This is a genomic window from Desulfosalsimonas sp. (assembly GCF_046483245.1).
Taxonomy (GTDB): Bacteria; Desulfobacterota; Desulfobacteria; order Desulfobacterales; family Desulfosalsimonadaceae; genus Desulfosalsimonas.
On record NZ_JAWODO010000013.1, the window covers coordinates 1 to 25,281 of the forward strand.

General features: G+C 55.4%; 18 protein-coding genes. 7 read left to right on the top strand and 11 right to left on the bottom strand.

Annotated elements, in window-relative coordinates:
* Positions 1–214: 214 nt before the first annotated feature.
* The 4 genes from R6U41_RS01735 to R6U41_RS01750 all read left to right on the top strand — a co-directional run bounded on the left by R6U41_RS01735 (position 215) and on the right by R6U41_RS01750 (position 4,328).
* Positions 215–1,441, top strand: coding sequence for an ABC transporter substrate-binding protein (locus tag R6U41_RS01735; protein ID WP_410268107.1), 1,227 nt, complete (start codon positions 215–217; stop codon positions 1,439–1,441).
* Positions 1,442–1,534: 93 nt separating this feature from the next.
* On the top strand, positions 1,535–2,353 hold the full coding sequence (locus R6U41_RS01740) for an ABC transporter ATP-binding protein (protein ID WP_410268108.1): 819 nt from the start codon (positions 1,535–1,537) through the stop codon (positions 2,351–2,353).
* 15 nt (positions 2,354–2,368) lie between these two features.
* The gene (locus R6U41_RS01745; RefSeq protein WP_410268109.1) at positions 2,369–2,761 is read left to right on the top strand and encodes a universal stress protein; all 393 of its coding nucleotides are present in this window, start codon (positions 2,369–2,371) and stop codon (positions 2,759–2,761) included.
* A gap of 43 nt (positions 2,762–2,804) precedes the next feature.
* Positions 2,805–4,328 (top strand): AMP-binding protein, encoded by a 1,524-nt coding sequence (locus tag R6U41_RS01750; protein ID WP_410268110.1) that lies wholly within the window; start codon positions 2,805–2,807, stop codon positions 4,326–4,328.
* Here R6U41_RS01750 and R6U41_RS01755 read toward each other — a convergent pair.
* A complete protein-coding gene (locus tag R6U41_RS01755; protein WP_410268111.1) occupies positions 4,310–6,220 on the bottom strand; it encodes a GNAT family N-acetyltransferase in 1,911 nt (636 codons plus the stop codon). The genes R6U41_RS01750 and R6U41_RS01755 overlap by 19 nt on opposite strands.
* A gap of 217 nt (positions 6,221–6,437) precedes the next feature.
* Here R6U41_RS01755 and R6U41_RS01760 point away from each other — a divergent pair, with 217 nt between their 5' ends.
* Positions 6,438–8,120, top strand: coding sequence for a long-chain-fatty-acid--CoA ligase (locus R6U41_RS01760; RefSeq protein ID WP_410268112.1), 1,683 nt, complete (start codon positions 6,438–6,440; stop codon positions 8,118–8,120).
* Here R6U41_RS01760 and R6U41_RS01765 read toward each other — a convergent pair.
* On the bottom strand, positions 8,078–8,578 hold the full coding sequence (locus R6U41_RS01765) for a hypothetical protein (protein WP_410268113.1): 501 nt from the start codon (positions 8,576–8,578) through the stop codon (positions 8,078–8,080). The two genes, R6U41_RS01760 and R6U41_RS01765, sit on opposite strands and share 43 nt — an antisense overlap.
* Positions 8,575–8,799, bottom strand: coding sequence for an RNA-binding S4 domain-containing protein (locus R6U41_RS01770; RefSeq protein WP_410268114.1), 225 nt, complete (start codon positions 8,797–8,799; stop codon positions 8,575–8,577). Before R6U41_RS01770 ends, R6U41_RS01765 begins: the two co-directional genes overlap by 4 nt.
* Positions 8,800–9,095: 296 nt before the next feature.
* On the opposite strand from R6U41_RS01770, the gene R6U41_RS01775 reads away from it, so the two are divergent.
* Positions 9,096–12,713 (top strand): proline dehydrogenase family protein, encoded by a 3,618-nt coding sequence (locus tag R6U41_RS01775; protein ID WP_410268115.1) that lies wholly within the window; start codon positions 9,096–9,098, stop codon positions 12,711–12,713.
* Between the two features lie 188 nt (positions 12,714–12,901).
* Positions 12,902–13,993, top strand: coding sequence for a trypsin-like peptidase domain-containing protein (locus R6U41_RS01780; RefSeq protein ID WP_410268116.1), 1,092 nt, complete (start codon positions 12,902–12,904; stop codon positions 13,991–13,993).
* Positions 13,994–14,130: 137 nt separating this feature from the next.
* Here R6U41_RS01780 and R6U41_RS01785 read toward each other — a convergent pair whose 3' ends face one another.
* The 8 genes from R6U41_RS01785 to R6U41_RS01820 form a co-directional block, all read right to left on the bottom strand.
* Positions 14,131–16,944, bottom strand: coding sequence for a TOTE conflict system archaeo-eukaryotic primase domain-containing protein (locus R6U41_RS01785; protein ID WP_410268117.1), 2,814 nt, complete (start codon positions 16,942–16,944; stop codon positions 14,131–14,133).
* Positions 16,945–17,083: 139 nt separating this feature from the next.
* Positions 17,084–17,980: a PAS domain S-box protein gene (locus R6U41_RS01790; protein ID WP_410268118.1), complete on the bottom strand. Its 897-nt coding sequence runs from the start codon at positions 17,978–17,980 to the stop codon at positions 17,084–17,086.
* Between the two features lie 87 nt (positions 17,981–18,067).
* Positions 18,068–18,721, bottom strand: coding sequence for a class I SAM-dependent methyltransferase (locus R6U41_RS01795; RefSeq protein ID WP_410268119.1), 654 nt, complete (start codon positions 18,719–18,721; stop codon positions 18,068–18,070).
* A 13-nt stretch (positions 18,722–18,734) separates the two neighbouring features.
* On the bottom strand, positions 18,735–19,562 hold the full coding sequence (locus tag R6U41_RS01800; RefSeq protein ID WP_410268120.1) for a nitroreductase family protein: 828 nt from the start codon (positions 19,560–19,562) through the stop codon (positions 18,735–18,737).
* Positions 19,563–19,603: 41 nt separating this feature from the next.
* Complete coding sequence (locus R6U41_RS01805) at positions 19,604–20,362, bottom strand: SIR2 family NAD-dependent protein deacylase (protein WP_410268121.1); 759 nt, start codon at positions 20,360–20,362, stop codon at positions 19,604–19,606.
* Positions 20,363–20,424: 62 nt separating this feature from the next.
* On the bottom strand, positions 20,425–21,207 hold the full coding sequence (locus tag R6U41_RS01810; protein ID WP_410268122.1) for an SDR family NAD(P)-dependent oxidoreductase: 783 nt from the start codon (positions 21,205–21,207) through the stop codon (positions 20,425–20,427).
* A gap of 43 nt (positions 21,208–21,250) precedes the next feature.
* Positions 21,251–22,312, bottom strand: coding sequence for a radical SAM protein (locus R6U41_RS01815; protein WP_410268123.1), 1,062 nt, complete (start codon positions 22,310–22,312; stop codon positions 21,251–21,253).
* Positions 22,313–22,820: 508 nt separating this feature from the next.
* The gene (locus tag R6U41_RS01820; RefSeq protein ID WP_410268124.1) at positions 22,821–24,692 is read right to left on the bottom strand and encodes a DEAD/DEAH box helicase; all 1,872 of its coding nucleotides are present in this window, start codon (positions 24,690–24,692) and stop codon (positions 22,821–22,823) included.
* Positions 24,693–25,281 lie beyond the last annotated feature (589 nt).

Here is a 25,281-nt window from a genome sequence, read left to right on the forward strand (position 1 = left end):
CGTCTTATCTTGATCTGGCCACAGGACTTCGTCCTTTGAGCTTTGGTCTGGTCATCGTGTTATTTCTGATGTTTGAGCCGCGCGGAATCGCCAACTGGTGGCGGATCCTGCGCTCTTATGTAAAACTGTGGCCGTTTAGGTATTGATTTTCGGCCCAGGGCTTCCGGGGCCTTTCCGGGAGCCGATTCAAACAAGTCAAATCAAGGAGGGGGAAATGAAAACGAACAAAATCAGCATATGGTTGATTGTTTCAGCTGTGGCTTTGATGCTGGCCGTGCCCGGGTCTTCCATGGCAGGGGAGGTTTACAAGACCGCGCTTTCACTTGCCATAACCGGTCCTACCTCTGATGCGGGAAATCCGTATTCAAAAGGCACAGAAGACTATTTCAAGTATGTCAATGACATGGGTCTTCTCGGAGACGATGAGATCGAGTGCAAGATCCGGGATGACAAGTATGAAACAGCGATCACCAAGAGAAATTTTGAGGAATTTTTGGATTGGGGCATCGACTTTTATCTCAATTATTCAACCGGCAGCACTCTGGCGTTAAAGCGTGACTTTGACGAGGTTGAAATGCCTACCCTTCCGGCCTCATATCACGCGGGCAACATAAAGGGTTCTGATTATATTTTCCTGCCGATTGCATCGTATTCCGCCCAGAACATCGGTCTGGCCGAGTATGTGGTGGATCATCATGAAGGCGGAACACCCAAGGTGGCCATGTATGTTCATCCCTCCGCCTTCGGCCGGGAGCCGGTAAAAGATGTCGAAAAAGCAATTGAGGCGGGCCTGGACATAGAGCTGGTTGAGATGGTGGAACACGGAGAGGGCCTGGATGTCTCTGGCACGCTTCAGCGGTGGAGATCCAAAGGGGTTCAGTATGTAATAAGTCAGACTGTTCAGTCTCCGGTGGCTACGTTGCTCAAGGGCGCCAGCCGCATGGGACTTGTTGCCGAAAGCTTTGGCCAGAAAGGAAAAATGACGTTTATGGGCGCGCATTACACCGGCGGCAATGACCTGGTGGCCCTGGCGGGTGATGCTGCTGAAAATTATTACTGGACCACCTCCTTTATCAGCACCAGCGAGCCGAGTGCAGGTGCTGAGGCCCAGCTTGCGCTGGCCGAGAAATACGGCAGGGATGAAAAGGCTGCCAATTCCCATAATTATGCAGCAGGCATACTTGTGGCAGAGATTACCACGGAGGTGATCAAGCGTGCCAAGGCCAAGGGAAAAGAAATCAACAAGGAGAACCTTTACGAGGAGCTGCTGGGGATGAACGGTATGAACGCCTTTTATTCCCAGACCGCGGTGGGTCCGGTGACCTATTCGGAAGATGATCACCAGGGAGTTGATACGCTTCAGCTCTATGTAGTAAGAGACGGGGAGTTCCGTGCAGAGGGCAAACCGTTTATCCCGGAATATACCGGCAAGATCGAGTAATGCAAAGTAATATTGCAAAGGGGGCGGGCGCGCTATTCATTTCCGCCCCGCCCCCCGTTTTTTCAAACGCATCAAATGCGGGTGTAAATTCTAATGGAGACAAAAGAAAACGGTCATCTGCTGGAAGTAAACAATATCGAGGTCGTATACCATGATATTGTGCAGGTGCTAAGAGGGGTCAGCCTGAAGGTTGCCGAAGGAGGCATTGTCTCACTGCTCGGCACCAACGGGGCGGGCAAGACAACCACGCTGCGGGCTATAAGCGGGCTTCTGAAGCCTGAAAACGGGTTCATAAGAGACGGATATATCAAATTCCGGGGAAAGGATATCACAAACCACCTGGGCACTGAAGTGGTTAAACTCGGGGCGGTTATGGTGCCTGAAGAACGCAGGGTTTTCAAGCACCTCACGGTTGACGAGAATATCTGGGCAGGATCTATTACCCGCAAAGACGGGGCGCAGAAAATCCGTGAAGACCATGAGCTGATGTACCGGCATTTTCCCAGGCTGGCCAATATTCCCAACAGGCTTGCCGGATACTGCTCCGGCGGTGAGCAGCAGATGATTGTTATCGCAAGGGCCCTGATGGCGGCCCCCAAGGTACTGATGCTCGATGAGCCCTCGCTGGGCCTGGCTCCGCTTCTGGTAAAGGAGATTTTTGAAAACATTGCCGAAATTAACAGGGAATTGAATACCACCATTCTTCTGGTGGAGCAGAATGCCAAGATCGCCCTGGAAATATCACAGTATGCCTACATAATGGAAACCGGCAGGGTCGTGCTGGAGGGGCCGTCCAGGGAACTGAAAAATAATCCGGATGTCAGGGAATTCTACATGGGGCTGACACAGGCGGGAGGCCGCAAATCGTTTAAGGAAGTCAAGGCTTATAAACGGCGAAAACGATGGATGTAAAAAAGGGAAGTACTGATGAAAATACTGGTCGGCTACAACCGCACAAAAGCCTCGGCCAATGCCCTGTCTCTTGCCCGGGAGCATGCCCTGTTTTTCAATGCCCGGGTTGTGATTGTCACTTCCATGGAAGGCGGTTCGGGCGAGAGCTTTGAGCAGATCGCCAGTGTGGACAAGAGCCTGAATGAGGCCGGGCGGTTTATGAAGGAAAAGGGAGTGGAATGCAAGACGCAACAGCTTGCCCGCGGGATGACCCCGGGCGAGGATCTGGTGCGCTTTGCCGCGGAAAACGAAATCGACCTGATATTTGTGGGGGTCAGGAAAAAATCCCGGACCCAGAAGATCATTCTGGGCTCCACCGCGCAGTTCATTATTTTAAAGGCTCCGTGCCCCGTGACTACGGTGAAATAGATTTTTTGGCCGTATACAACAGAATTTGACCGGGAATACAGCAATGAAACTTTACGATTTTACGTTCTATGATCAGATCACGCGAAATGCCGCGGCCTTTCCGAATGCCGGGGCTTGGTACGAGGTTGACACCGGCATGATGTTCACATTCCGGGATATAAAAACCCGTGTGGACAGTCTTTGCTCCGGACTGAAGGCCGCGGGGTTGGAAAAAGGCGACCGGCTGGGGGTGCTCGGAAAAAACAGCATTGAGTTTTTTTTGCTCTTTGGTGCCGCGGCAGCTGCCGGGGCGGTTATGCTTCCGATAAACTGGCGGCTGAGCGCAGACGAGATCTGCTATAACTTAAATGATTGCTCGCCCAAGCTCATGTTCGCGGACGCAGAGTTCCAGGATATGCTCAAGGATCGCCTGATGGATCTGCCTTCGCTGCAGCAGTGCTACAACTTAAAGTCCGATGCCGGGGGATTCGGAACCCTATCCTCCCTTGCAGAGGGCGGAAACAATGCTGCGCCCGGAGATACAGGCAGCCGGGACGGATTTGTGATCATACATACCGCCGCGGTGGCCGGCCGGCCCAGGGGCGCGCTTCTGAGCCATGAAAACCTGCTTTGCGCCGGTCTTCACTTGGACTATTATTTTGCCCTGTCTGAAAAGGACGTGCACTTAAGCCTTTTGCCGCTGTTTCACGTAGCCGGTCTTTTCATGGCAGTGGCCGCGTTTCAGGCGGGCGCGCTGAACGTGAACATGAGCCGGTTTGATGCAGGCAGGGCCGCAGGGTTGACAGAAAAGTTTGGTGCCTCCCTGTTCTTTGATTTTCCGCCGATCCTCTCATCGTTTTTAAAGGCCGCAGCAGAGGAGAACCGGGATATTTCATCGCTCCGGTCCGTGGTTGGCCTGGCAGCAGCCGAAGACATCGAGAAGTATCAGCAAATGACAGGAGGTACTTATTACTGTATGTACGGCCAGACCGAAACTTCACTGCTGGCAACCATCGGGCCTTACAACGACGCTCCGGGATCAGCCGGAAAGCCGGTGGTACTGGCAGACGTGCGCACGGTGGACGACTCCGGCGGGTTTTTGCCCCCGGGCGAATCCGGCGAGATTGTCATCAAGGGCCCCCTGGTGTTTCAGGGCTACTGGAATCTGCCCGAAGACAACGCGCATACATTCCGCAACGGCTGGCATCATACCGGAGACACGGGGCGTTTTGATGAAAACGGGTTTTTGTTTTATACCGGCCGCATGGCGGAAAAGGAGCTGATCAAGCCCGGAGGCGAAAATGTTTATCCGGCGGAAGTGGAAAAGGTGATTCTGGAGCATCCGGCAGTGGATATGGCGGTGGTTTTCGGTGTGCCGGATCCCAAATGGAAAGAGGGGATCAAGGCGGTGTGCCGGCTTAAACCCGGGGCCAGTCTGGCGGCAGAGGAACTCATCGAGTTTGTGGGCAGGCGCATTGCCCGTTACAAAAAACCCCATTATGTTGAAGTGGTCACTGATTTTCCGGTCATATCAGACGGCAGTCCGGACCGGGAAAAAATCAAGGCCCGTTATTCCGGGTCCGGCTGATTTTTGTTCTTGTTGTTGCCGGCTTGGTTTTCGGGGGGATCAAAGGGCATGTGGATGTCGACCTCCCCGGAGTATCCGCGCTTGATTTTGGCATGGGGATAGCGTTTTTCAAAAACATGGACCATGGCCTTGTTTTCGCTGAGCACGGTTGCGGTAAAGGCCGTGTATTTGTTTTCCCGGGCGATTTTTTCCAGCAGGGCCAGCATGTAGCTGCCGATGCCCTGGCCCTGGTATTCCTCCTTGACCACGAAAGCCACTTCCGCCACTTCATCTTCGGCCTGGCCATAGGAGCCGATGGCAATGATTTCCCTGTGCTTGCCCCGCTGGATCATGCCGATGATGGTCATGTTCTGGTGATAGTCCACAGAGGCCCATTGTTTTTGCAGCATTTCCCGGGAAAAGATCTTGCGGCGGTAAAAAAAGCGGTAAAACACCGTGCTTTCCTGGAGCGAATAATAGAAATTGCGGGTGGCAAACTCATCAGATGGTAAAAGCGGCCGGAATTCCACGGTTTTTCCACTTTCCAGATCCAGGTGGTCTTTGTAGTCTTCCAGAAACATCAGATCCTGCTTGCTGGGCGGGATTTGGTCGCCGAAGATGTAGTGCCGCTTCTTGGCTTCTTCAATGAGCCATTCCCGGAACTTGGGATGGGCGATCTGGGCCAGTTCCATGACCCGCTGGTAGATGCCCTTGCCGTGAAGCTCGGCAATCCCGTATTCCGTGACCACGATATCCACGTCGCCGCGGGTGGTGGCCACGCCGGCGCCCTCGCTTAGATGGGGCACAATGCGCGAGACCTTTCCGCCCTGGGCTGTGGAGGGCAGGGCAATGATGGAAAATCCGTTTCTCGACATCTTGCTGCCCCGGATGAAATCCACCTGGTCACCGATGCCGCTGTAGAAGATATAGCCCTTGGAGTCCGTGCAGATCTGTCCGGTCAGGTCAATTTCCAGGGCCGAACTGATGGAGATCAAGTGGTCGTTTTTGGCAATGATGTTGGGGTCGTTGACAAAGTCGGCCACCCGGAAATAAAACATGGGGTTGTTGTCCATGAACTGGTAAAGCTGCTCCGATCCCATGCACAGGGAAGCCACCACCCGGTTGGGAAGATAGTTTTTTTTCTTGTTTGTGACCACGCCCTGCTCAAACAGGGGCAGAAATCCGTCTGTGATCACCTGGGTGTGGATCCCGAGGTCTTTTTTGCCGCTTAAATGGGGCAGGATAAAATTGGGCAGATGGCCGAAGCCCACCTGGAGGGTGGCGCCGTCATCCACCAGCTGGTTGATGTACTGGGAGATACGCTCGACAATTTCCTGGTTTTTGGCCTCAGGCAGGGCGGAAACAAGGGGTTCTTCAAACTGGACCAGATAATCAATGTCATCGACATGGACAAAACCGTCACCCCAGGTTCGCGGCATACGGGGATTGACCTGGGCGATAACAAGGGGGGCGTTGCTCATGCCCGAAACCGTTATGTCAACGGAAATACCCAGGCTGCAGTAGCCGTATCGGTCCGGCGGGCTGACCTGGATCAGGGCCACATCCAGGCCGATCTGCCGGGTGTTAAACAGCTCCGGGATCTGGGAGAGATAGGCCGGAATATAGTCGATTTTTCCCTCAAAAGCAGCCTGGCGCATGTGCAGGCTGATAAAAAATAGCTTCAGGGAAAACCGGCTTGTAAAATACGGATCATCGATGTACTGGGCAAAGGTGGAAGACAGCATCTGGTAGACCACGATGTCCTGGATGCTTTCATCTTCGACCATGGAGCGGATCAGCTGCTGAGGCTCGCCGTAGCCCGTTCCGATAAACACCCGGCTGCCGTTTTTGATTTTCTTCACCGCTTTTTCAGGGGCAAGCAGTTTCTCCGGGCAATATGCTTTCAGGTCCATCTCGGTATTTCTCCTTATGCGTTTCCGGCAGGGCAGGCTGATTCTATTTTAGCCAATTTTCCCAGAAACCCGGCTCCGGGTCAAGGCATAATCGCTATGTTTTCGGTTTTTTAAAAAATTCATCATCATGATAAGAAAGCATTGTTTTGATCAACAAAAGCGTGTGCTATATTCAAATAGTTTGTCACATCCCCAAGTTTTCCCCCAGGAGGACAATATGAAAAATACCGCCCATTTTGCATTCTGGCCCAGGCGCGTTCCCCGGCAATTGGTATATCCGAAAGTGCCGTTGTTCGAGTTTCTGGAAACATCGGCCCGCAGGTATCCCGACACTCCGGCCATTATCTACTATGGCACCCGGATTTTTTACGGCCGGCTTGCAGACGAGGCCCGGCGGACGGCTGCCGCGCTTTTCGGGCTGGGCGTGAAAACAGGCGACCGGGTCGCCCTGTATCTGCAAAACACCCCCCATTTTGCAGCGGGTTTTTACGGGATCCTGCGGGCCAATGCCGTGGTGGTGCCCATCAACCCCATGCTCACCGAAAGAGAAGTGTTCCAGCTTTTGACCGATAGCGGGGCTGTTGCCGCCATTACCACGGCGGATCTGTGCCAGCGGCTGGTCAATGTCCGGGAGCAATGTGACCTTGTCCATATCCTGGTGGGCGATTACAAGGATTATCTGCCAAGCAACCCGGAACTGCCCATGCCGGAATCCATGCAGGCAGATATTGAAGCGGGCAATGAGAGCGTCCGGCCCTGGCGCCAGGCCCTTGAAAACGTTGACGCCGCGCCGCCCGAACAAGAGACGGACTGCGATGATATGGTCCTTCTGCCCTATACTTCCGGCTCCACAGGCGTGCCAAAGGGGTGCGTGCACACCCACAGCACGGTGATTTCCAACACGCTTAGCTCGGCGGTCTGGCACAACATGATGGCCGGCAATGTCATGCTGGCCACCCTTCCCCTGTTTCATGTCACCGGCCTGGTCCACAGCATGCTGGCCCCGGTGTATGCCGGCGCCACCATAGTCATGCTGACCCGGTGGGACCGGCAGGCGGCTGTGGAGGCCATTGAAAAATATGGCTGCACCCACTGGACCAATATCACCACCATGGTCATTGATATCCTAAATGATCCCGGCATTGCCGGCCGGGACCTGAGCTCCTTGATGATCATCGGCGGCGGCGGCGGCGCGCCCCTGCCCGAGGCCATGGGCCAAAAGCTCATGGAACTCACGGGGCTGCAGTACGTGGAAGGCTACGGAATGACCGAAACCATTTCCCAGACCCATTTCAATCCCCCGGACCGGCCCAAGCTCCAGTGCATCGGGATTCCGGATTTCGGCGTGGACGCCCGAATCATCGACCTGGATACCGCAGAGCAGCTCGGTGCCGGAGAGCGGGGAGAACTGGTGATCAACGGCCCCGAGGTCATGGAAGGCTACTGGAAAAAGCCCGAAGAAAACGAGAAAAATTTTATTTCCATTGACGACAAGTGGTTTCTGCGCACGGGCGATATCTGCAGCATGGATGAGGATGGCTATTTCTACATCGTGGACCGCAGCAAGCGCATGATCAATGCCGCGGGCTACAAGGTCTGGCCCACGGAGGTGGAAGGGGTGTTGTATCAGCATCCGGCCGTGTCAGAAGTCTGCGTGGTTGGAGTCCCGCATCCGGTACGGGTGGAGACGGTGAAGGCCTTTGTGGTGCCGGCGGCCGATTACCGGGGCAGGATTTCCGAGCAGGACATCATTGACTGGGCCAGGGAGCAGATGGCGGCCTACCGGTATCCCAGGGTCGTTGAATTCGTGGAAGACCTGCCCAAAAGCGGCACCGGAAAAATCCAGTGGCGCCAGCTTCAGCAGAAAGAAAGGGAAAAGGCCGGGAGCAAGGATGGCTGACAGGTGTTTGCCACAGACAGATAATTTTTAGCGTCAGGATGCGCCGGTTTCCATGATTGCGGGAAAATATCCGAAAAGGCGGGAGATCTTGGCTGCCGTGGAAAGCACCTCACCGCCCCGTTTGGTACCAGATTTTGACGGTGCCAGTCAATGACCGGCTCCAGGGCCTCGATGACCACAAGGCGTTTTACCTGCTCAAATTCCAGGGCGGCCGCGGCCGTATATCCCAGGCCCAGTCCGCCCACGGCAACGTCCCAGCCGCCGCCTTCCAGCCGGGCAAGTCCGGTTTCAGCCAGGGCGGCTTCAGCGGCATAAAACAGGCTCGACATGAGATACTCGTCATTGAGCTTGACCTCGTAGATGATTTTTCCCTTCAGGGCCATCACCCGCCTGCGCCGCAGCACCAGCTCGCCCATGGGGGTATTGTGAAAGTCGAGTTCTTCAAACAAGGGGTTCATTTTTCGTTTCCCTGCACCTGCACCCGGAACTGCCGGCCGGCAAATTCCACCAGATCGCCGGCAAAGATTTTTTTGCGCTTTCTGGTTTCGGTTTGCTGGTTGACCCGGACCATGCCTTCGGAAATTACGTACTTGGCCTCCCCGCCGCTTGCAGTCAAATTTTCGAGCTTGAGCAGCTTGTGGAGCGCAATGGGTTCCTCTGTGATGATCACTTCTTTCATTTTCCGCCCTTTTCCTGTAAATGCTGTCCTGTCTTCAATGGAAATTCATCCATTATATGCTATAATAGTGCCTGAATGAAAACCAGGATTTTTCGTCAAGGTCCAGGACGGCGAAAATTTTAACCGCAGGAATACTCTCGACGTATTTTGAGGATTAAAATTTGAGCTGGACGCAGAGATTGGCGGAAAAGACGGTTTTGGTTCAGGCACTATAATAACACAAAGCCCGCCTTTGCTGCTGTCTGTTTGGCCATTGGCGTTGCGGCGGCAATGTTTGCAACCCCGCTGGAGGAACAATGAACACCCCGAATCCGGATCAGATTGAACAAAGCGCTGCCGCACTGGCCGCCAAATGGCAAAACCGGGCAAACGAACTGCTCACCGCAGAGGAAAAATACATCCAGCAGCAGATGAAGCGCCTGCTGACCCATCCCCTGGACAAGGTGGTGCTCACCCGCATGATCGACCAGTGCTTCCGGTCCCACGACCATGAGCGGGTGGCCGACCAGGTCAATCATCTGCTCTCCGAATACGGGGTGCCGGATTTTTTCTCCCGGGTGGAGCGGCTGCTGATCCAGATGTTTATGGGCATGGGGCGGCATTTCCCCAATATCGCCGTGCCCCGGATGGTGGAGCAGATGCGCAATTCCTCCTCCCGGGCCATTATCCCGGGCGAATCCAAACCCCTGCACCGGCACCTGGAAAAACGCAGGGCCCAGGGCGTGCGCATGAACATCAACCACCTGGGAGAAGCCGTCCTGGGCGAAGAAGAGTCCCTGCGTCGGCTGCAGACCTATATTGACGACATGAAGGACCCGGATGTGGAATACATCTCGGTGAAAATCTCCACCCTGTATTCCCAGATCTCGCCCATGGCCTTTGAGCACACCGTGGAGCTTCTGGTGGAAAGGCTTTCACAACTGCTGCGGGTGGCCAGAGAAAATTATTTCACCCGGGAAAACGGTGAGGTTGTGCCCAAGATCGTCAACATGGATATGGAAGAATACAGAGATATCCATATTACCTACGAGGCCTTTGTCCGGACTCTGGAAAAAGAGGAATTTTCGGACTATTCCGCCGGCATTGTCCTGCAGGCTTATCTGCCGGATGCCTATCTGATGCAGCAGCGGCTTACCCAATGGGCCATTAAGCGGGTGGAAGCCGGCGGGGCGCCCATCAAGCTGCGCATTGTCAAGGGCGCCAATCTTGAGATGGAACTGCTGGAATCCTCCCATTTCAACTGGCCCCTGGCCACTTATGACAACAAAATGGACGTGGATGCCAATTACAAGCGCATGGTTTACTATGCCATGCAGCCCGAACACATCCGGGCCGTGCACCTGGGGGTGGCCTCCCACAACCTGTTTGAACTGGCCTATGCCCATGAGCTGGGCCACGCCCTGGGTGTGACCGAGTTTTTCTGGTTTGAAATGCTCGAAGGCATGGCCGATCACATGCGCCGGACCTTGCAGGAAAGCGTCAGAGACATCCTGCTCTATGCGCCGGTGGCTTCAAAGGACCAGTTCATCAATGCCATTGCCTATTTGATCCGGCGGCTGGATGAAAACACCTCCCCGGAAAATTTCCTTCGCTATGCCCCGTACCTGACAACCAACTCCCATGCCTGGACGTTTTTAAAAGATCAGTTTGAACAATCCTGCCGGCATATGGATGCGGCCCCGGCGGCACCCAGCCGGACCCAGGACAGAAACACGGAAACATTTGATGAGAAAATCGGGGCGTTTTTTACCAACCGGTTCACCAATGAGCCGGATACGGACTGGTCCCTGCCGCCCAACCAGAAATGGGCCCAAACCATCCGGGACAAATGGAGGAAATCGGCCGATGATGATCCCATTGAAATCCCGGTGGTCATAGACGGAAAGGAAATTTTCAAAGACCGGGAAACCAGAAATGTCATTGACGTGACCACATATGACCCGGATTCCGGCGATGCGGTCACAACGGCCGTGTATTGCCTGGCCGGGACCCAGGATATCCGGCGCGCGGTTGAAACCGCCCGCCAGGACCCGGACGGGTGGCGGGACAAAACCCATGAACAACGATACCAAATCCTGGACCGGGTGTGCCACGAGCTCAGAAAAACCAGGGGGGATCTGATCGGCGCGGCTGCGGCCAACTGGGGCAAGATGTTTGCCGAAAGCGACCCCGAGGTCTCAGAGGCCATTGATTTTACTGAGTTTTACCCTCACAGCGCCAAAATCTTTCACAATATGGACAATCTCAGCGTTCGCCCCAGGGGAGTGGGCCTGGTGATCACGCCCTGGAATTTTCCCATTGCCATTCCCTGCGGCGGCATTGCCGCCTCCCTGGCGGCCGGAAACACCGTGCTGTTTAAGCCCGCATCATCGGCCGTGCTCACGGCCTGGGAGCTGGTGCAGTGTTTTTACCGGGCCGGGGTGTCGAAAAAAACGCTCCAGTTCATCCCGTGTGCCGGCAGCACCGCAGGCAGCGAGTTAACCGGCAACCCGGAAGTGGACTATATCATTTTGACCGGCGGCACGGATACGGGCCTGCGGATATTGAAAAACCGGCCGGACATCCAGCTGGCCGCGGAAACCGGGGGGAAAAACGCCACCATTGTTACGGCCATGTCCGACCGGGACCAGGCCATCAAGAATATCGTGCATTCGGCCTTCAGCAACTCCGGCCAGAAATGCAGCGCCACCTCTCTGGTGATCCTGGAAAAGGAGGTCTATGATGACGAACTTTTCCGCCGCCAGCTCGCGGATGCGGCCAAAAGCTGCAAAACCGGCTCCTGCTGGGAGTTTCAAAACAAGGTGGGCGCGATCATCGCCCCGCCAGACGGGGATTTGCACCGGGCCCTGACACAGCTGGAAGAGGGCGAATCCTGGGCCCTGAAACCCGAGCCGGTGGCCGGCCATCCTTATATCTGGAGCCCGGGGATCAAGTGGGGGGTGCAGCCGGGCGGCTATACCCACATGACCGAGTTTTTCGGCCCGGTCATCGGGGTCATGTGCGCCCAAAACCTGGACCATGCCATTGATCTGGTCAACATGACCGGATATGGCCTGACCTCGGGGTTGGAAAGCCTGGACCGCCGGGAGCAGGAAAAATGGAAGGCCGGGATCAGGGCCGGCAACCTGTATATCAACAAGGGCACCACCGGCGCCATTGTGCTGCGCCAGCCCTTTGGCGGCATGGGGAAATCCGCCCTGGGCGCAGGGATCAAGGCGGGCAGTCCCAATTACGTCTATCAGTTCATGGATTTTGCTGAAACCGGGTATCCGCCTGTGGGCGACATTTCTGAAGACAGCCATTTGCTGCGCATTGTCAATGAGTGGCAGATCGATCTTCGCTGGAACCGGTTTGACGCAGACCTTGCCGGAGATCTGGCAAAAGTCGTTTATGCGGTAAAAAGCTATCTTTACTGGTGGGAGCGGGAGTTTGGCCGCGAGCACGATTATTTTCATCTGCGCGGCCAGGACAATCACCTCAGGTATCTGCCCAAGGGGCGGGTGATTGTCCGGGTCAGTGAAAAGGACTCCGTATTTGAGGTGCTGGCCCGGATTGCCGCTGCCCGGATTACCGGGTGCACGGCCACGGTCAGCATCCCGCCGGGGCTATCCGGGCCCGCGGCTCAATTTCTAAACACCCATCACGGCCGCCGGTTTTTCAGAAACGGGGAGATCGTTGAGCAGACAGACGAGAGGTTGTGTGAGATCATGGGCGAAATCGACCGGATCCGGTATGCCGCCGCCGACCGGGTGCCGGCCATGGTCCATGAACGGGCCGCGGAAACCGGGTTTTATGTTTCCCGCACTCCGGTTTACATGGAAGGCCGCCTGGAGCTGCTCCAGTATCTGCAGGAGCAGGCCGTGTGCAACAATTACCACCGCTACGGAAACCTGGGGGAAAGGGGCCTGATTTAAAAATGCGGATTGATGTTGATGGCACCGCAAAAAGTCCAATATCTGCGTTACGCGCGATTTCTCAGAATTTCACGTACGGATAAGTACGCTGCATTCTTCGAAATCGCGCAAGCCTTGATCTTGAACTTTTTACAGCGCCATCTGAAAATCGACTTTTTACGAGCGTGTCAATGTTCAGGGGGGGGGAAATGTTGAGAAAAAGAATTTTTTCAGCTGTTCTGACGATTATGGTCATTGCTTTTGCAGCCGGGCCGGCATTGTCTGAAATTTACAAATACCAGGATGCCGACGGCAAATGGCACTTTACTGACACCGCGCCCGAAGGCGAAGCAAAGCAGGTGGAATCGGCCGGGCGCTCCGGCCGCCATGCGCCCGCCTCAGGCCAGGATCTGAAGGCGGCCCTGCACAACCGCTACAACCCCTCAAGCCCGGTGGAGGCCGCGGCCCTGGCAGCGGTGACCATCAAGACGGGCATTGGAACCGGATCTGGCTTTTTTGTCACTGAAAACGGCCACATCCTCACCAACCGGCATGTGATCCAGACAAGTTCGAACACCCTTGAGCGAAGCGATGCGGCAATCGAGGAAATAAAGGAGCGGTTTGCGGCCGCAGACAAGCAGATCGCAGACGAAAAAAAACGCCTGCGCAAGTTTTCCCGGCATTTGAATCAGTACAGGACAAGCATCGACCGGATGCCCAGGGGTGCGGCAAGGCAGCGGGAAAAACGGCGTTACGCCCTTGAAAAGGAGCGATACGAGGCGTATAAGAAACGCTTTGAACAGCAAAAGGCGGAATATGAGGACAAAAAGGCGGAATATGAAAGACAGATCCATTCATATCGTTACAAAAACGCCACTGCAGCGCTGAGCCGCCATTTCAAGATCATATGCAAGGACGGCCGTGAAATTCCCGCTTATCTGGTGGCCAAAAGCCCGAACCATGATCTGGCGCTTTTAAAAATCGACGGGTATAAAACCCCGTTTATCGCCCCGGCCAATCCGGGCCCGCTTTCCCAGGGAGACCAGGTCTATGCCATCGGCAGCCCCCTGGGCCTCCGGGATTCAATGAGCCGGGGCATTATTGCCGGGTTCAAGTCCAGTTTCATCCAGACCGATGCCAAAATCTATCCCGGAAACAGCGGCGGCCCACTGGTGACCCGCCAGGGCCGGGTGGCCGGGATCAACTCCTTTAAGGAACTCACCCGCAAGTTTGAGGGCCTCGGATTTGCCATTCCCATCCATGTGGCCTTCAACGAATTCAGCCAATATATCAGCCCCTGAAGAAAAGCCGCTACCTGGGTAAAAAGGTCAGAACGTCCTCTGCTTGTTTATTGAGTTCAGAGGCTTGTTCGTTGAGAATTTTTAAATTTTTGAGATCCCGCTCACGCCTGGTTTCCGTATCGATCAAGGCCCGTATTTCATGGCGCAGAAGGTTGCCCTGAGCGATGGACGACTGCCCGGACAATAGTATCCAGCACATCATCTAAGCGGGAGCCCACATCCGATGCCAGAAAACGGAGTACAATATATCCGTTTTCCTGGAGAAGCAGGTCTTTGCGCCGGTCCCGGCGATATGCCTGCGGATCATCCAGGTGCTGGGAGCCGTCAATTTCAATGGCGATCCGGTTGTCTTTGTCCAGCAGATCCACTTCCATTTTGCCATGGCCGTCAAAGCAAATGGGCAGGTTCTGATTTAATTCAAATCTGCCGGCAGTCTGCGGCAGGGTTTGCAATCGGTGATAAAGAAATGCCTCGGTTGCACTTCGTGCCCGTCCTTCAATTTTTGTTTCTGTAAACTCAATTCCGGCTGCTTGAACAAACAGGGCGGCCAAAGGCTTGTCCACCCCGTCGCGGATGAGTCGCCGCACACTGGCGGCATAATTTTGTTTCCAGGCAGGATCAACCGGAAGCTCTGCATCTGCGGGCCATCCCGGAACAGCACTGGCCGGCAGTTCGATGGTGTAGCCGATGCCTTCATATCCCCGGCAGCGCCGGTCAAACATCCTGGCTAACATGGGCACGTTGAGGTCTGCGTAGTCATAGACGCAGACCTCGCGCTTGGTATCGTGCAAACGGTTCAACCGCCCGACATATTGTGCCACGGTTCCTTTCCATGACACCGGCAGGGTAAGAAAAAGTGTGTCAAGCCGTTTGTCATCAAACCCTTCTCCGATATACCGGCCGGTGGCGAGCAATACCCTTTCTTCATGGAGATCTATGGCTGATAGTCTCTCAGAAACATCTGCCATGGCCTTTTTCCCCATGCCTCCCCGATAAACAAGCAAGTGCTCGACTTCCGTCCGCAGCTGTTCTGCGAGAATGTCTATGTGCTGGGTCCGCTCTGTTAAGACAATCGGGGATCGCCCATTTTTGACCGCCTGGATCACATCCCCGCAGATGAGCTGGTTGCGGTTTTCATCCGCCATCAGTTCCCGGTATAATGCTTGAAATTGAATCCGAACGTCCGGATCATCAGCGGCCTGGGATCGAAAATCAGTCGGGCGGACAATGACTTTATGCTGAAGCGGGCTTTTGTCTGCCTGTTTTTTGGCGTCCACGCGATATCGCACCGGCCCGCACTGCATGAAAATAATGGGATGATGTCCGTCTTTTCGGGTCACTGTGGCCGACAGGCCGGTTACAAACCGGGCTTTTGCGCGCCTGGCTACCAGTTCAAAGCTTCTTGCAGACAGGTGATGGCACTCATCCACCACAATGTGTCCGTAATCAGCCACCAGGTCATTGACGTGGCCTTTGCGCACCAGACTTTGAATCAAGGCCACATCCAGGGCGCCTGTCAGTTTTTTTCTGCCGCTGCCCATGGACCCGATGGATTCTACCGGCAGCTCCAGAAACGCAGCCAGCCGGTTGATCCACTGCTCCATGAGCTGCTTTCGATGGACCAGCACAAGGGTGTTGATGCCTCGCTGGGCGATCAGCCATGCGGCAACCACAGTTTTGCCAAAAGCCGTGGCAGCGGTCAGAACCCCATTGTCGTGTGCTGCCATTGCTTCTGCTGCAGTGATCTGCTCCGGCCCCAGTCTTCCTTGAAACGAGACCGGCAGCGGTCTGCCCTGAAAACGTTCATCCCGGATCACGGGCTTGATGTTGAGCTCTGAAAACAGTTTTTCAATATCCGGAATACAGCCCCGGGGAAGACCGATATGCTGCGGATACTGCTCAGCGCATGCGATAATCCGTGGCTTGTCATAGGTGGGTAGGCGCATGGCCTGGGCTCTGTAAAATTCCGGATTCTGAAAAGCCGCCAAGCGCAGGAGCCGGTTGCGCAGAGCCGGGGAAAGCGCATCTTTGGATATATAGATCTCGTCCCCCAGAATCAGTGCCAGTTCATCTGGTGCGTCCGTGATTTTCGGTTCTTTGCGCCGTCTGGAAGGAGGCGCCTGCCAGGGGGCATCTTCCGCGTCTTCAGCAGGCGGAAATCGGACCCCCATCACCTGGTTTTTCTTTTCCGCCGCATCCACAATGGTTTCTGCAAGACTACGGGGATTTTTCATCAGGGTTGACAAAAAAGCCCACTGGTCCGGATAAGGCCTGAAGTCATCATCAAGAAAAACACTGTTCGCCGATTCCCGGGCTTTTTTCTGCAGGGGCAGGGCAATCAGGCTGCCCAGGCCGCCTTTGGGCAGGGTGTCCTGGTTGGGGAAAAACCGGTCATATGAATCAAGTCCCATATCCGGCCGGTTTTCCATTGTCCGGGTCAAAACGCAAGCCCCCAGTTTTCTCGCCAGAACGGCGGGAACCGGTTCCTGAAAAAACAGCCACACGTGCGCACCGTTTCCGGAGCGGGAACGCTCAAGGGCGGAATGAAGATTCATCTGCTCACAGGTTTCCATAAATGCCCGGGCATCTTCATACCATGTTGTCTTGTCAAAATCGGCTGCCAGAAAAAAGCAGGTCTCATCGGCAAGCATGGGGTAAATGCCCATGACAAAATCCCGGCCTTTGTCATCACGCCCCGATAAATGCCATCGGATCACCGTATCGGTAACCGCCAGGAATCGCTGATTCGGGCACTGGGTGCATTTAACAGAGCGTTTATCGCATAGTCCCTTTGCCCACTCATTGGCACAGGCAGGCTGATACCCAGTTTTCCCCGATTTCCTGCCCTCAAACCGCCGGGGGTAGACATCATCGCGGCCGCGGAAAAACGAGCGGAACAAGGTGATTTTCTCATCAGGGGAGCTTTGGTGATGAACCCGGGATTTTTCCATCTGTTATGCGTTTTTCGGGGTTGTTTTTATTTGTTGCCGATTCTGATAAATTTTTAAGGTGGCTATGTTTTTTACCAGCATGGTCATGATGTCCAGGATACCGCCGAAGGCCGCAGGATCTGTGAGAAGCCGTTATTGTTCAGCCGGCTTTGCAGAGCTGGTATTTGTCCCGGCCCGTCTGCTTGGCTTGGTACATGGCAATGTCTGCATTTTTGAGAAGATGGGCCTGGGATGTTCCATCGCCCGGATAAACCGCGATTCCCAGACTTGTTGTCACAAAGAGCGGGTGATTGTCTATTTCAAAGGGCTTTCGGAAACTGTTAACGATCTTGGCGGCAATCCGGGCGGCGTAGCGGGCTTCGTCGAGATCCGGCAGGCTCTGGCAGGTTTTTCCCCAGATATGTTCATATGACGGGCTGATGTAGAGCAGCTCCCGGTTGTCGGCGGATCGCAGCCAGAAGACTTCGTTCATGTTGTCCACGACCTGCCGGAACTTTTCCTCGCTTTCCTCCAGGGCCTTTTGCGCCTGTATGCGGTCTGTGATGTCGCGGATAATGCCAATGGCATGCCATCCGTCGCCAAGGTGCAAGGAGGAAAGGGACAGTTCGATGGGAAATTCCTCCCCGGTCTTTCGAAGGGCATTTAACTGCAGGGTTTTACCGATGGCGCCGCCCCGGCCCGAACGCTGGAATTCCGGAAAGGCATTTTGATGCAGGTCTTGATAACGTTGAGGGGCAAGCAAATGGTGCAGTTTTCGTCCGAGGGCCTCGTTGTTTGTGTAACCGAAGGTGCGGCCGGCTGCGGGGTTCCAGTAGGAAATCCGGCCTTCAACGTCCATCATGACAATGGCGTCCTGGGCGGATTCGCTGATCGCACGCATCATAGATTCGCTTTGCCGAAGTGTTTCCCCGGCGCGCTTCTGTTTTTCGGCCACCGCCTCCAGCTCCAGGATTCTTTTGCTTAGCCGGTGGTTTTGGCAGCGCAGTTCCCCCAGTATTTCCAAAAGCTGGTTTTTTGTCTTTTCTTCATCGCTCATAACCAGAACCTGCCTTCATGGCCAAATCACTTTCATCTGTACCCATTAATAGGTCTTTGAAACAAAAAAGGCAAGTAGCGGCAGTGCTCAGAGGGTTTTGGCTTTATAAAACAATACCGTGTCGCTGCCGATAAATTCCACCTGCGCCCGGAGAAAATCCCCGAGCCACAGCAGGCTTTCAACGGAAAAAAAGCAGACATGGGTGGGGTCTCGTTTGTAGTGCCAGGTGTCAAAGGCAGCTTTGTCTTTGACCAGCTTGGTCATGATGCCAAAAATGCCGCCCGGCCGCAGTATCTGCCAGAGCCGGGCCAGTTCTTTTCCGGGCCGGCGGAGGTGTTCGAGCACTTCCGTGGCGGTAATAAAATCGTAAGTTTTTTCAAGCACCCGGCCATCCGGGGCATAGAACTTATCATAAACAGCAGTATCAAAGCCTTGCTCCCGGAGCATGGCCGCCAGTGCCGGGCCGGGCCCGCAGCCGAAATCCAGACCGGATGCCCCGAAGGGCAGTTTTTTGCACAAGGGCTCGGCCAGCCGGCTTAAAAATTTCCGGTAACCCGGATCATCCAAGTCATTGTTGTGCTCGTCATACCGGGCCTTTTCCTGCGCATCTGAAACATGGTGTTTTTCCGGCACAAATACCAGCCTGCACCGGCTGCAGATCCAATATGTCCGCAGCCGGTCAGCGGTGTATGGTTCAACCGCTTTTTCCCCGCACAAAGGGCAGCCGGAAAAAGGCGTCATCTTCCCACCTCTTTTATTTGATCCGCCAGTTGATTTTCGGGGCATTGCGAAGCGGCAGGCGCTTGTAGGAAAAACGGGGATATCCGATCATCAAGGCGGCATAGCACTGATGGCCTTCGGGCAGGGCCAGGGCCTCTTTCATGGGCGGGAAATTGCCGGCCGCGGCCATGAAATAACCGGCCCAGCAGCCGCCCAGGCCCAGGGTGGGGGCGGCCAGCTCCAGGTAGGCCATGGCAATGATGCAGGCCGCGGGCGCAGGCGGAAGGCTTTTGTCTGCATGGGCCAAAACCAGCATGGGTGCGCCCCGGAAAATCACGTCCTTACCGTTTTCCCAACGGGCCACGGCCCGGTCCATGTGCACGGCTGCTGCCGACTCGGGCATGTTTTGAATCATGCAGCGCATCCAGTCCACCACGACCCCGCCCAGGTCCGCGAGTTTGTCCCTGCCGCCGATCACTGTCCATTCCACGCACTGGCAGTTGTGCCCGGTGGGGGCGAACCGGGCCATGTGGATCAACCGGGAGAGCGTGTCGCCATCCACGGCTTTTTCCTTGTAGGTGCGGATGGAGCGCCGCATGCGAAAGAAATGTTCGCACTGCTCCGGGCTTGGTAGCATTTCGGGCTGGACCGGCGGGCATTTTTCCGCGGGCATGTCTTTGTGGGTAAGGCTTTCGGTGGGGCAGACCGCCACGCAGTGGCCACACCGGATGCAGAGTTGGTCGGCATCTGCCACGGGCTTGGGATATTGTCCCTTGGAAAAGCCGATGATCTGCGCCGGGCACACTGCCGCGCAGATGCCGTCCTGGTTGCAGGTGTCTGTATTGACTTCGAAGAGGTTCATAAATACTTTCTTTGATTGATGGTTTTGTTTTTTTGTTGGCATTATTCCGGGTCCACTGCTGCGGCCAGTACAGGACCGATGCCGTCATGGATCACAAGATCGGCCAGGTGGTCCATGCTCGTAAGATCGCGGTTGATGATCGCCAGGCGGGCGTTGTTTCTTTTTGCGATTTCGGGAAATCCCGCTGCCGGGTAGACCACAAGCGATGAGCCCAGAGACAAAAACAGGTCGCAGTTCACGGTTTGCTCCCGGGCCGCGTGCATTTTTGCAGCGGGCATGGACTGGCCGAATGAGACGGTGGCGGTTTTGACCATGCCGCCGCAAATGTCGCACACCGGGGCATGGGGGTTTTGTTCAAAGGCCTGCCGGATGGGGGCGAGTTCAAATCGTTTCCCGCATTCCAGGCACACAGCGTGATGGGTGTTGCCGTGCAGCTCGATGACTTTGTCATCCGGGACCCCGGCCTGCTGGTGGAGCCCGTCGATGTTCTGGGTGATCACGCAGGCGGCCTTGCCGCGCTGCACCAGTTTGGCCACGGCCAGGTGGCCGGGGTTGGGCCTGGCCTGGTCCAGGACCTTGCCGAGGGCGAACCTGCGGCGCCAGGATTCAATTCGCATTTCTTCAGAAGAAATAAAGTCCTGGTAATTGATGGGCTGGTTTTTGCTCCAGATTCCGCCCGGGCTTCTGAAATCCGGGATTCCGGACTCCGTGCTGATGCCGGCTCCCGTAAACACAACGATCCGTTGGCTTTTCTCAAGCATCTGCCGCAGCTGCTCGGTTTGTTTTTTTTCGGCATCCATGATCGCCTCCGGTTATGCTTGCTTGTTCGGTCTTTTGACCGAACCGGGTGCAAAGAAACGGTTTACCGCCGCATGGGTGCGGTGTGCAGATGGGCGCCGCCGTCGATGATCAGGGTTTCGCCCGTGGTCAGGTCTGCGCCGCCGATGAAAGCGGAAACGGTTTGGGCAACGGTTTCCGGGGTGGCGGTGCGGTTTAGGGGGGCGGCGTCCTCGAACTGGTTTTTCAGGGTTTCATAGGCTTTTTCCCCCAGCCCTTTTTTGAGCCATTCACCGGCCACAAAACCCGGGCATACCGCGTTGACCCGGATCTGGGGGCCCAGGACCCGGGCAAGGGAAAGGGTCATGGTTACAAGGGCTCCCTTGGAGGCGGCATAGGCAATGGAGCTTCCCACCCCGGTGAGGGCGGCAATGGATCCCATGTTGATCACATGGGAGATCTCGTTTTTCCGCAGGGCGGTTTCCGCGGCCCGTGTCATCTGAAACGGGCCCACCAGGTTGACCGCGTAGATGTCCATGAAATCCTGCTTGTCCAGACCGTGGAGTTCCTGGTGCCGGCAGAACTTGGTGGTGCCCGCGTTGTTGACAAGAATCTGCAGGCCGCCGAAGCGGTCAGTGGCCGCCTCCACCAGTTTGCGGCAGTCAGCGTCATCGGATACATCAGCCTGCACCACCAGGGTTTCAGCGCCCGGGGCCCGGCATGCTTCAGCGGTTTCTTCCGCGCCCTTCTGGTTCCGGCTGTAGTTGACAGTCACACGGCAGCCCTTTTTTGCCAGCTCCAGGGCAACAGCGGCCCCGATGCCAGATGATGATCCGGTGATAATGGCCGAAGCGTTTTCAAGTTCCATGAGATTTCCTTTGGTTTAAACCGGCAGGCTGTGCCAATTCTGTTCACACCTGCAGAAAACCGGGCATGGGGTGGTCGGTGTTTAAGCCGTCTTTGATTTTTTCCAGGACTTCGGGTTTCTGCTCCTGGAACTTGTAGCCTTCGTAGTCGTGGGAAAACATCAGTCCGCCCCGGGAGTTTCGCCAGTAATTGCCTGCATGGTCAAAGCAGACCTTTGAGGTAACCTCGAGTTTTTCGATGGTCAGCGACAGTTCCCGGAGTTGTTCTGTGGCGGACAAAAGCTGCAATGTGCCTTTCTGGTATTGATCATACATGGGCGTGCCCGGCAGGGGCCGAAACGGCCGGGAGCGTATATAATGGGGGTTGATGGCGCTCAGCACCCGGGCGGTGTTCACAGCGTGGTTTTCCCACAGCTCTTTTCCGCCCAGGCCGGGCATCCAGTATTCAGACACCTGAAAACCCGCTTCCACGGCCTTTTGCCCGCCTTTGATCAGGCCCCGGGCATCCACACCCTTGTTGATTTTTTTCAGCAGCTCGTCATCGCCGGTCTCCAGGCCGATGTGGACCCGGTTCAGGCCGGCTTCCCGGATGGCCTTGAGCTCTTCGGCCTTTTTCTGCGACAGGGTCCGGGACCGGGCATAGGTGGTGACCCGCTCAATGGAGGGAAATTTTTTGCGCAAATATTGCAGGGCTTCCACCAAGTCGGGGGTTTTCATGATCACCGTGTTGGCATCCTGCAAAAATGCCGTGCGCCCGCCGGCCATGAGCCAGTTGATCAGCATGGCAAAACCCTGATGATCGTTGAGCTCGGGGTATTTTTCAATGAGCTCCACAATGGCCTGCCGGTTGACTTGGTCGCCCGGGCCCCGCCCCCGGGAGATTTCATAAAGCTCGTCGCGCACCCGGGCCATGCAGTCGATATCCGCCTTGATTTCTTCAACCGGCCGCACCTCGAACTTTTCCGTCTTGTACATGGCGCAGAACGCGCACCGGTTCCAGGGGCAGTTGCGGGTAAAGCGCAGCAGCAGGGAATTGCTGCCGCCCTCGCTGGGCGGCCGGTACACACCGGTTTCAAACAACCGGCCAAAACTTTCTTGCTTCACCATCTTTCTCATCCTTATAATATAACTAGTGCCTGAACGAAAACCGTCTTTTCCGCCAATCTCTGCGTCCGGCTCAAATTTTAATCCTCAAAATACGTCGAGTATTCCTGCGGTTAAAATTTTCGCCGTCCTTGACCTTCACGAAAAATCCTGGTTTTCGTTCGGGCACTAGCTATAATATAACTGCGGCTTTGGGAAAAGACGCTTATGCAGCTTATTGTTTTTTGGGGAAGGAAGTCCTGCAGCCGGGGTCAGTTTTTTCGCTCCTGACCGTTTACGGATTCAGCAAATGCCTTCGTTCAAAATTTCAAAAATTCGGCCTGTCGGCCTCAAACAGTTTGAAATTTTCACGCTCCGGCATTTGCTGAATTTTTCCGTAAACGCTCAATGTCGCTTCAAAAACCGACCCCGCCCCTGGACTTCCTTCCTGACAAAGGTCGGACGCTGTAAAAAGCCTTTTATGTTTTTTATGCTTTATGACGGAAGTCAACGCTTCCCGGAATTTCCCCAATTATTTTCCGAAATAACTTTTCTTTTTCCCGTCCTTTGCACGACCCTTTTTTCTGTCGTCTTTTTTGCCAAAGGGTTTGCCGGCTCCGGGTTTTTCGCGATCCGCCCATCTGCCTTTGGGTTTTCCGCCTCCGGGGATTCTTCTTACCCCCGGGCTGGTCGGGGTGGTTTTGTATTCGCCCCGGGGCCGGGCTTCTTCGGGCTTTCCTGTGTCCCGGGAGAGTTTCAGGGGCCGGCCGGCCACATACACGGTCTGCAAATGCCGGAACACATCACCGGGCATCTGCGCGGGCAAATCCAGGAGGGAAAATTCGTCGCGGATATCGATTTTGCCGATGGATTTGGCGTCCAGGCCGGTTTCATTGGCAATGGCGCCCACGATGTTGCCCGGCTTGACCCCGTGGCGCAGACCCACCTCGATGCGGTAGCGCTCGGGTTTTTCATCCTTTGCGCCGGCCGCGCGCGGTTTTTTGTCCGGCCCAACGGCCCGGGTCTTGGCCGCGGGTTTTTCAAAAGCCGGCTTTTTGGGCAGCTCCGGGGCTTTGGGCAAAAGCAGGGGCGTCTGGCCCTGCACCATTTTGGCCAGGGCTGCGGCAATGTCTGCAGCGGGCACGTCGTGCTCCTGACGGTACTGGTCCACAAGATCCCTGAAAAAGGAAAGATCATTTGCGCCCAGAGTGTCGGTGATGGACTGCTTGAATCTGGCAATGCGCTGGTCATTGATCATTTCCGTGGTGGGCAGCTCCAGCAGCTCGATTTCCTGGCGGGTGACGTTTTCAATGGCCCGCAGCATACGCCGCTCCCTGGGAGTGACAAACACGATGGCCTCGCCGCTTCTGCCCGCCCGGCCCGTGCGGCCGATGCGGTGCACATAGGCTTCCGGGTCATAGGGAACATCATAGTTGATCACGTGGCTGATGCGCTCCACGTCCAGACCCCGGGCAGCCACGTCGGTTGCCACCAGGATGTCGAGTTTTCCGGCCTTGAGCCGGGAAATGGTCTGCTCGCGCATGTTCTGGGAGATCTCTCCGTTTAATGCCGCGCACAAATACCCCCGGGCTTCCAGACGCCGGGCCAGCTCCAGGGTGGCAGTACGGGTGCGCACAAAAATGATCACTCCGTCCAGGGCTTCGGCCTCCAGGATCCGGGTCAGGGCATCGAGCTTGTTTTTTTCCCCAACGATCCAGTAGCGCTGGCGGGTGGCCGAGACTGTCATGGTCCGGGACTTGATGGTGATCTGTTCGGGGCTGTGCATGTGCTTTTGGGCGATTTTTCGGATGGCAGCGGGCATGGTGGCGGAAAACAGAGCGATCTGGCGTTTCGGAGGCGTTTGCTCCAGAATCCATTCCACGTCATCGATAAATCCCATGCGCAGCATTTCATCTGCCTCATCCAGGACCAGGGTGGTGATGGCATCAAGTTTCAAAGATTTTCTGCGCATGTGGTCCATGACCCGGCCCGGGGTGCCCACCACCACGTGGACGCCCTGCTTGAGCCGTCTAAGCTGGCCGCCGTAGTCCTGGCCGCCGTAGATGGGAAGCACCCGAAAATCCTTTAGGTGGGCGGCATACTGGTGAAAAGACTCGGATACCTGGATGGCCAGCTCCCGGGTGGGGGTGAGCACAAGAACCTGGACCCGGGGACTGGAAAGATCAATACCGGATAAAATCGGCAGGGCAAAGGCAGCGGTCTTGCCGGTGCCGGTCTGGGCCTGGCCGATGACGTCTTTTTGGGCCATCATGGGCGGTATGGTGGATGCCTGGATGGGGGTGGGCAATTCATAGCCGGCATCGGTTACCGCCCGGAGCAGGGGTGCGGGCAGGTTGAGCGCGGCAAAATCCGCCGGATCGGCGGTTTCATTGTTTTTTGACATGACGTGTTCTCTTTTCTGTCTGAAATATGGAAAGATTTTTGAAGATCTTTTTTTGAAAACAAACCTGACAGCATCCCAAAAAGCTTTTTATGGCGCTTGTTACTCGTCAGGAAGGAAGTCCTGCGACCGGGGTCGGTTTTTTTGCTCCTGACCGTTTACGGATTCATCAAATGCCTTCGCTTAAAATTTACAAACTCGGCCTGCCGGCCTCAAACAGTTTGAAATTTTTACGCTTCGGCATTTGCTGAATTTTCCCGTAAACGCTCAATGTCGCTTACAAACCGACCCCGGCCGCAGGACTTCCTTGGCAGTATTCTTCTCTGGCCAACCCACGGGACCGGGCATGGAAAATAATTTTTTAAGTTACTTGGATATGTTGCTCCAGGCCGTCCTGGTGTGAAGCTTTCCACACCGCCGGCCATGATGCCGGCCGGGGGCGGTTTGCGAGTCGCATTGAGCGCGCAAGCGGTCAGCAGGGAGCAAATCGCCACCGGGGCGGCGTCATGCGAAAATTCTGGAAAATTATAGAACTCAGCATTCGCAGCAACAAGCAACCATCCAAAAACTTTTTTTTTACGAAACAGTCAAA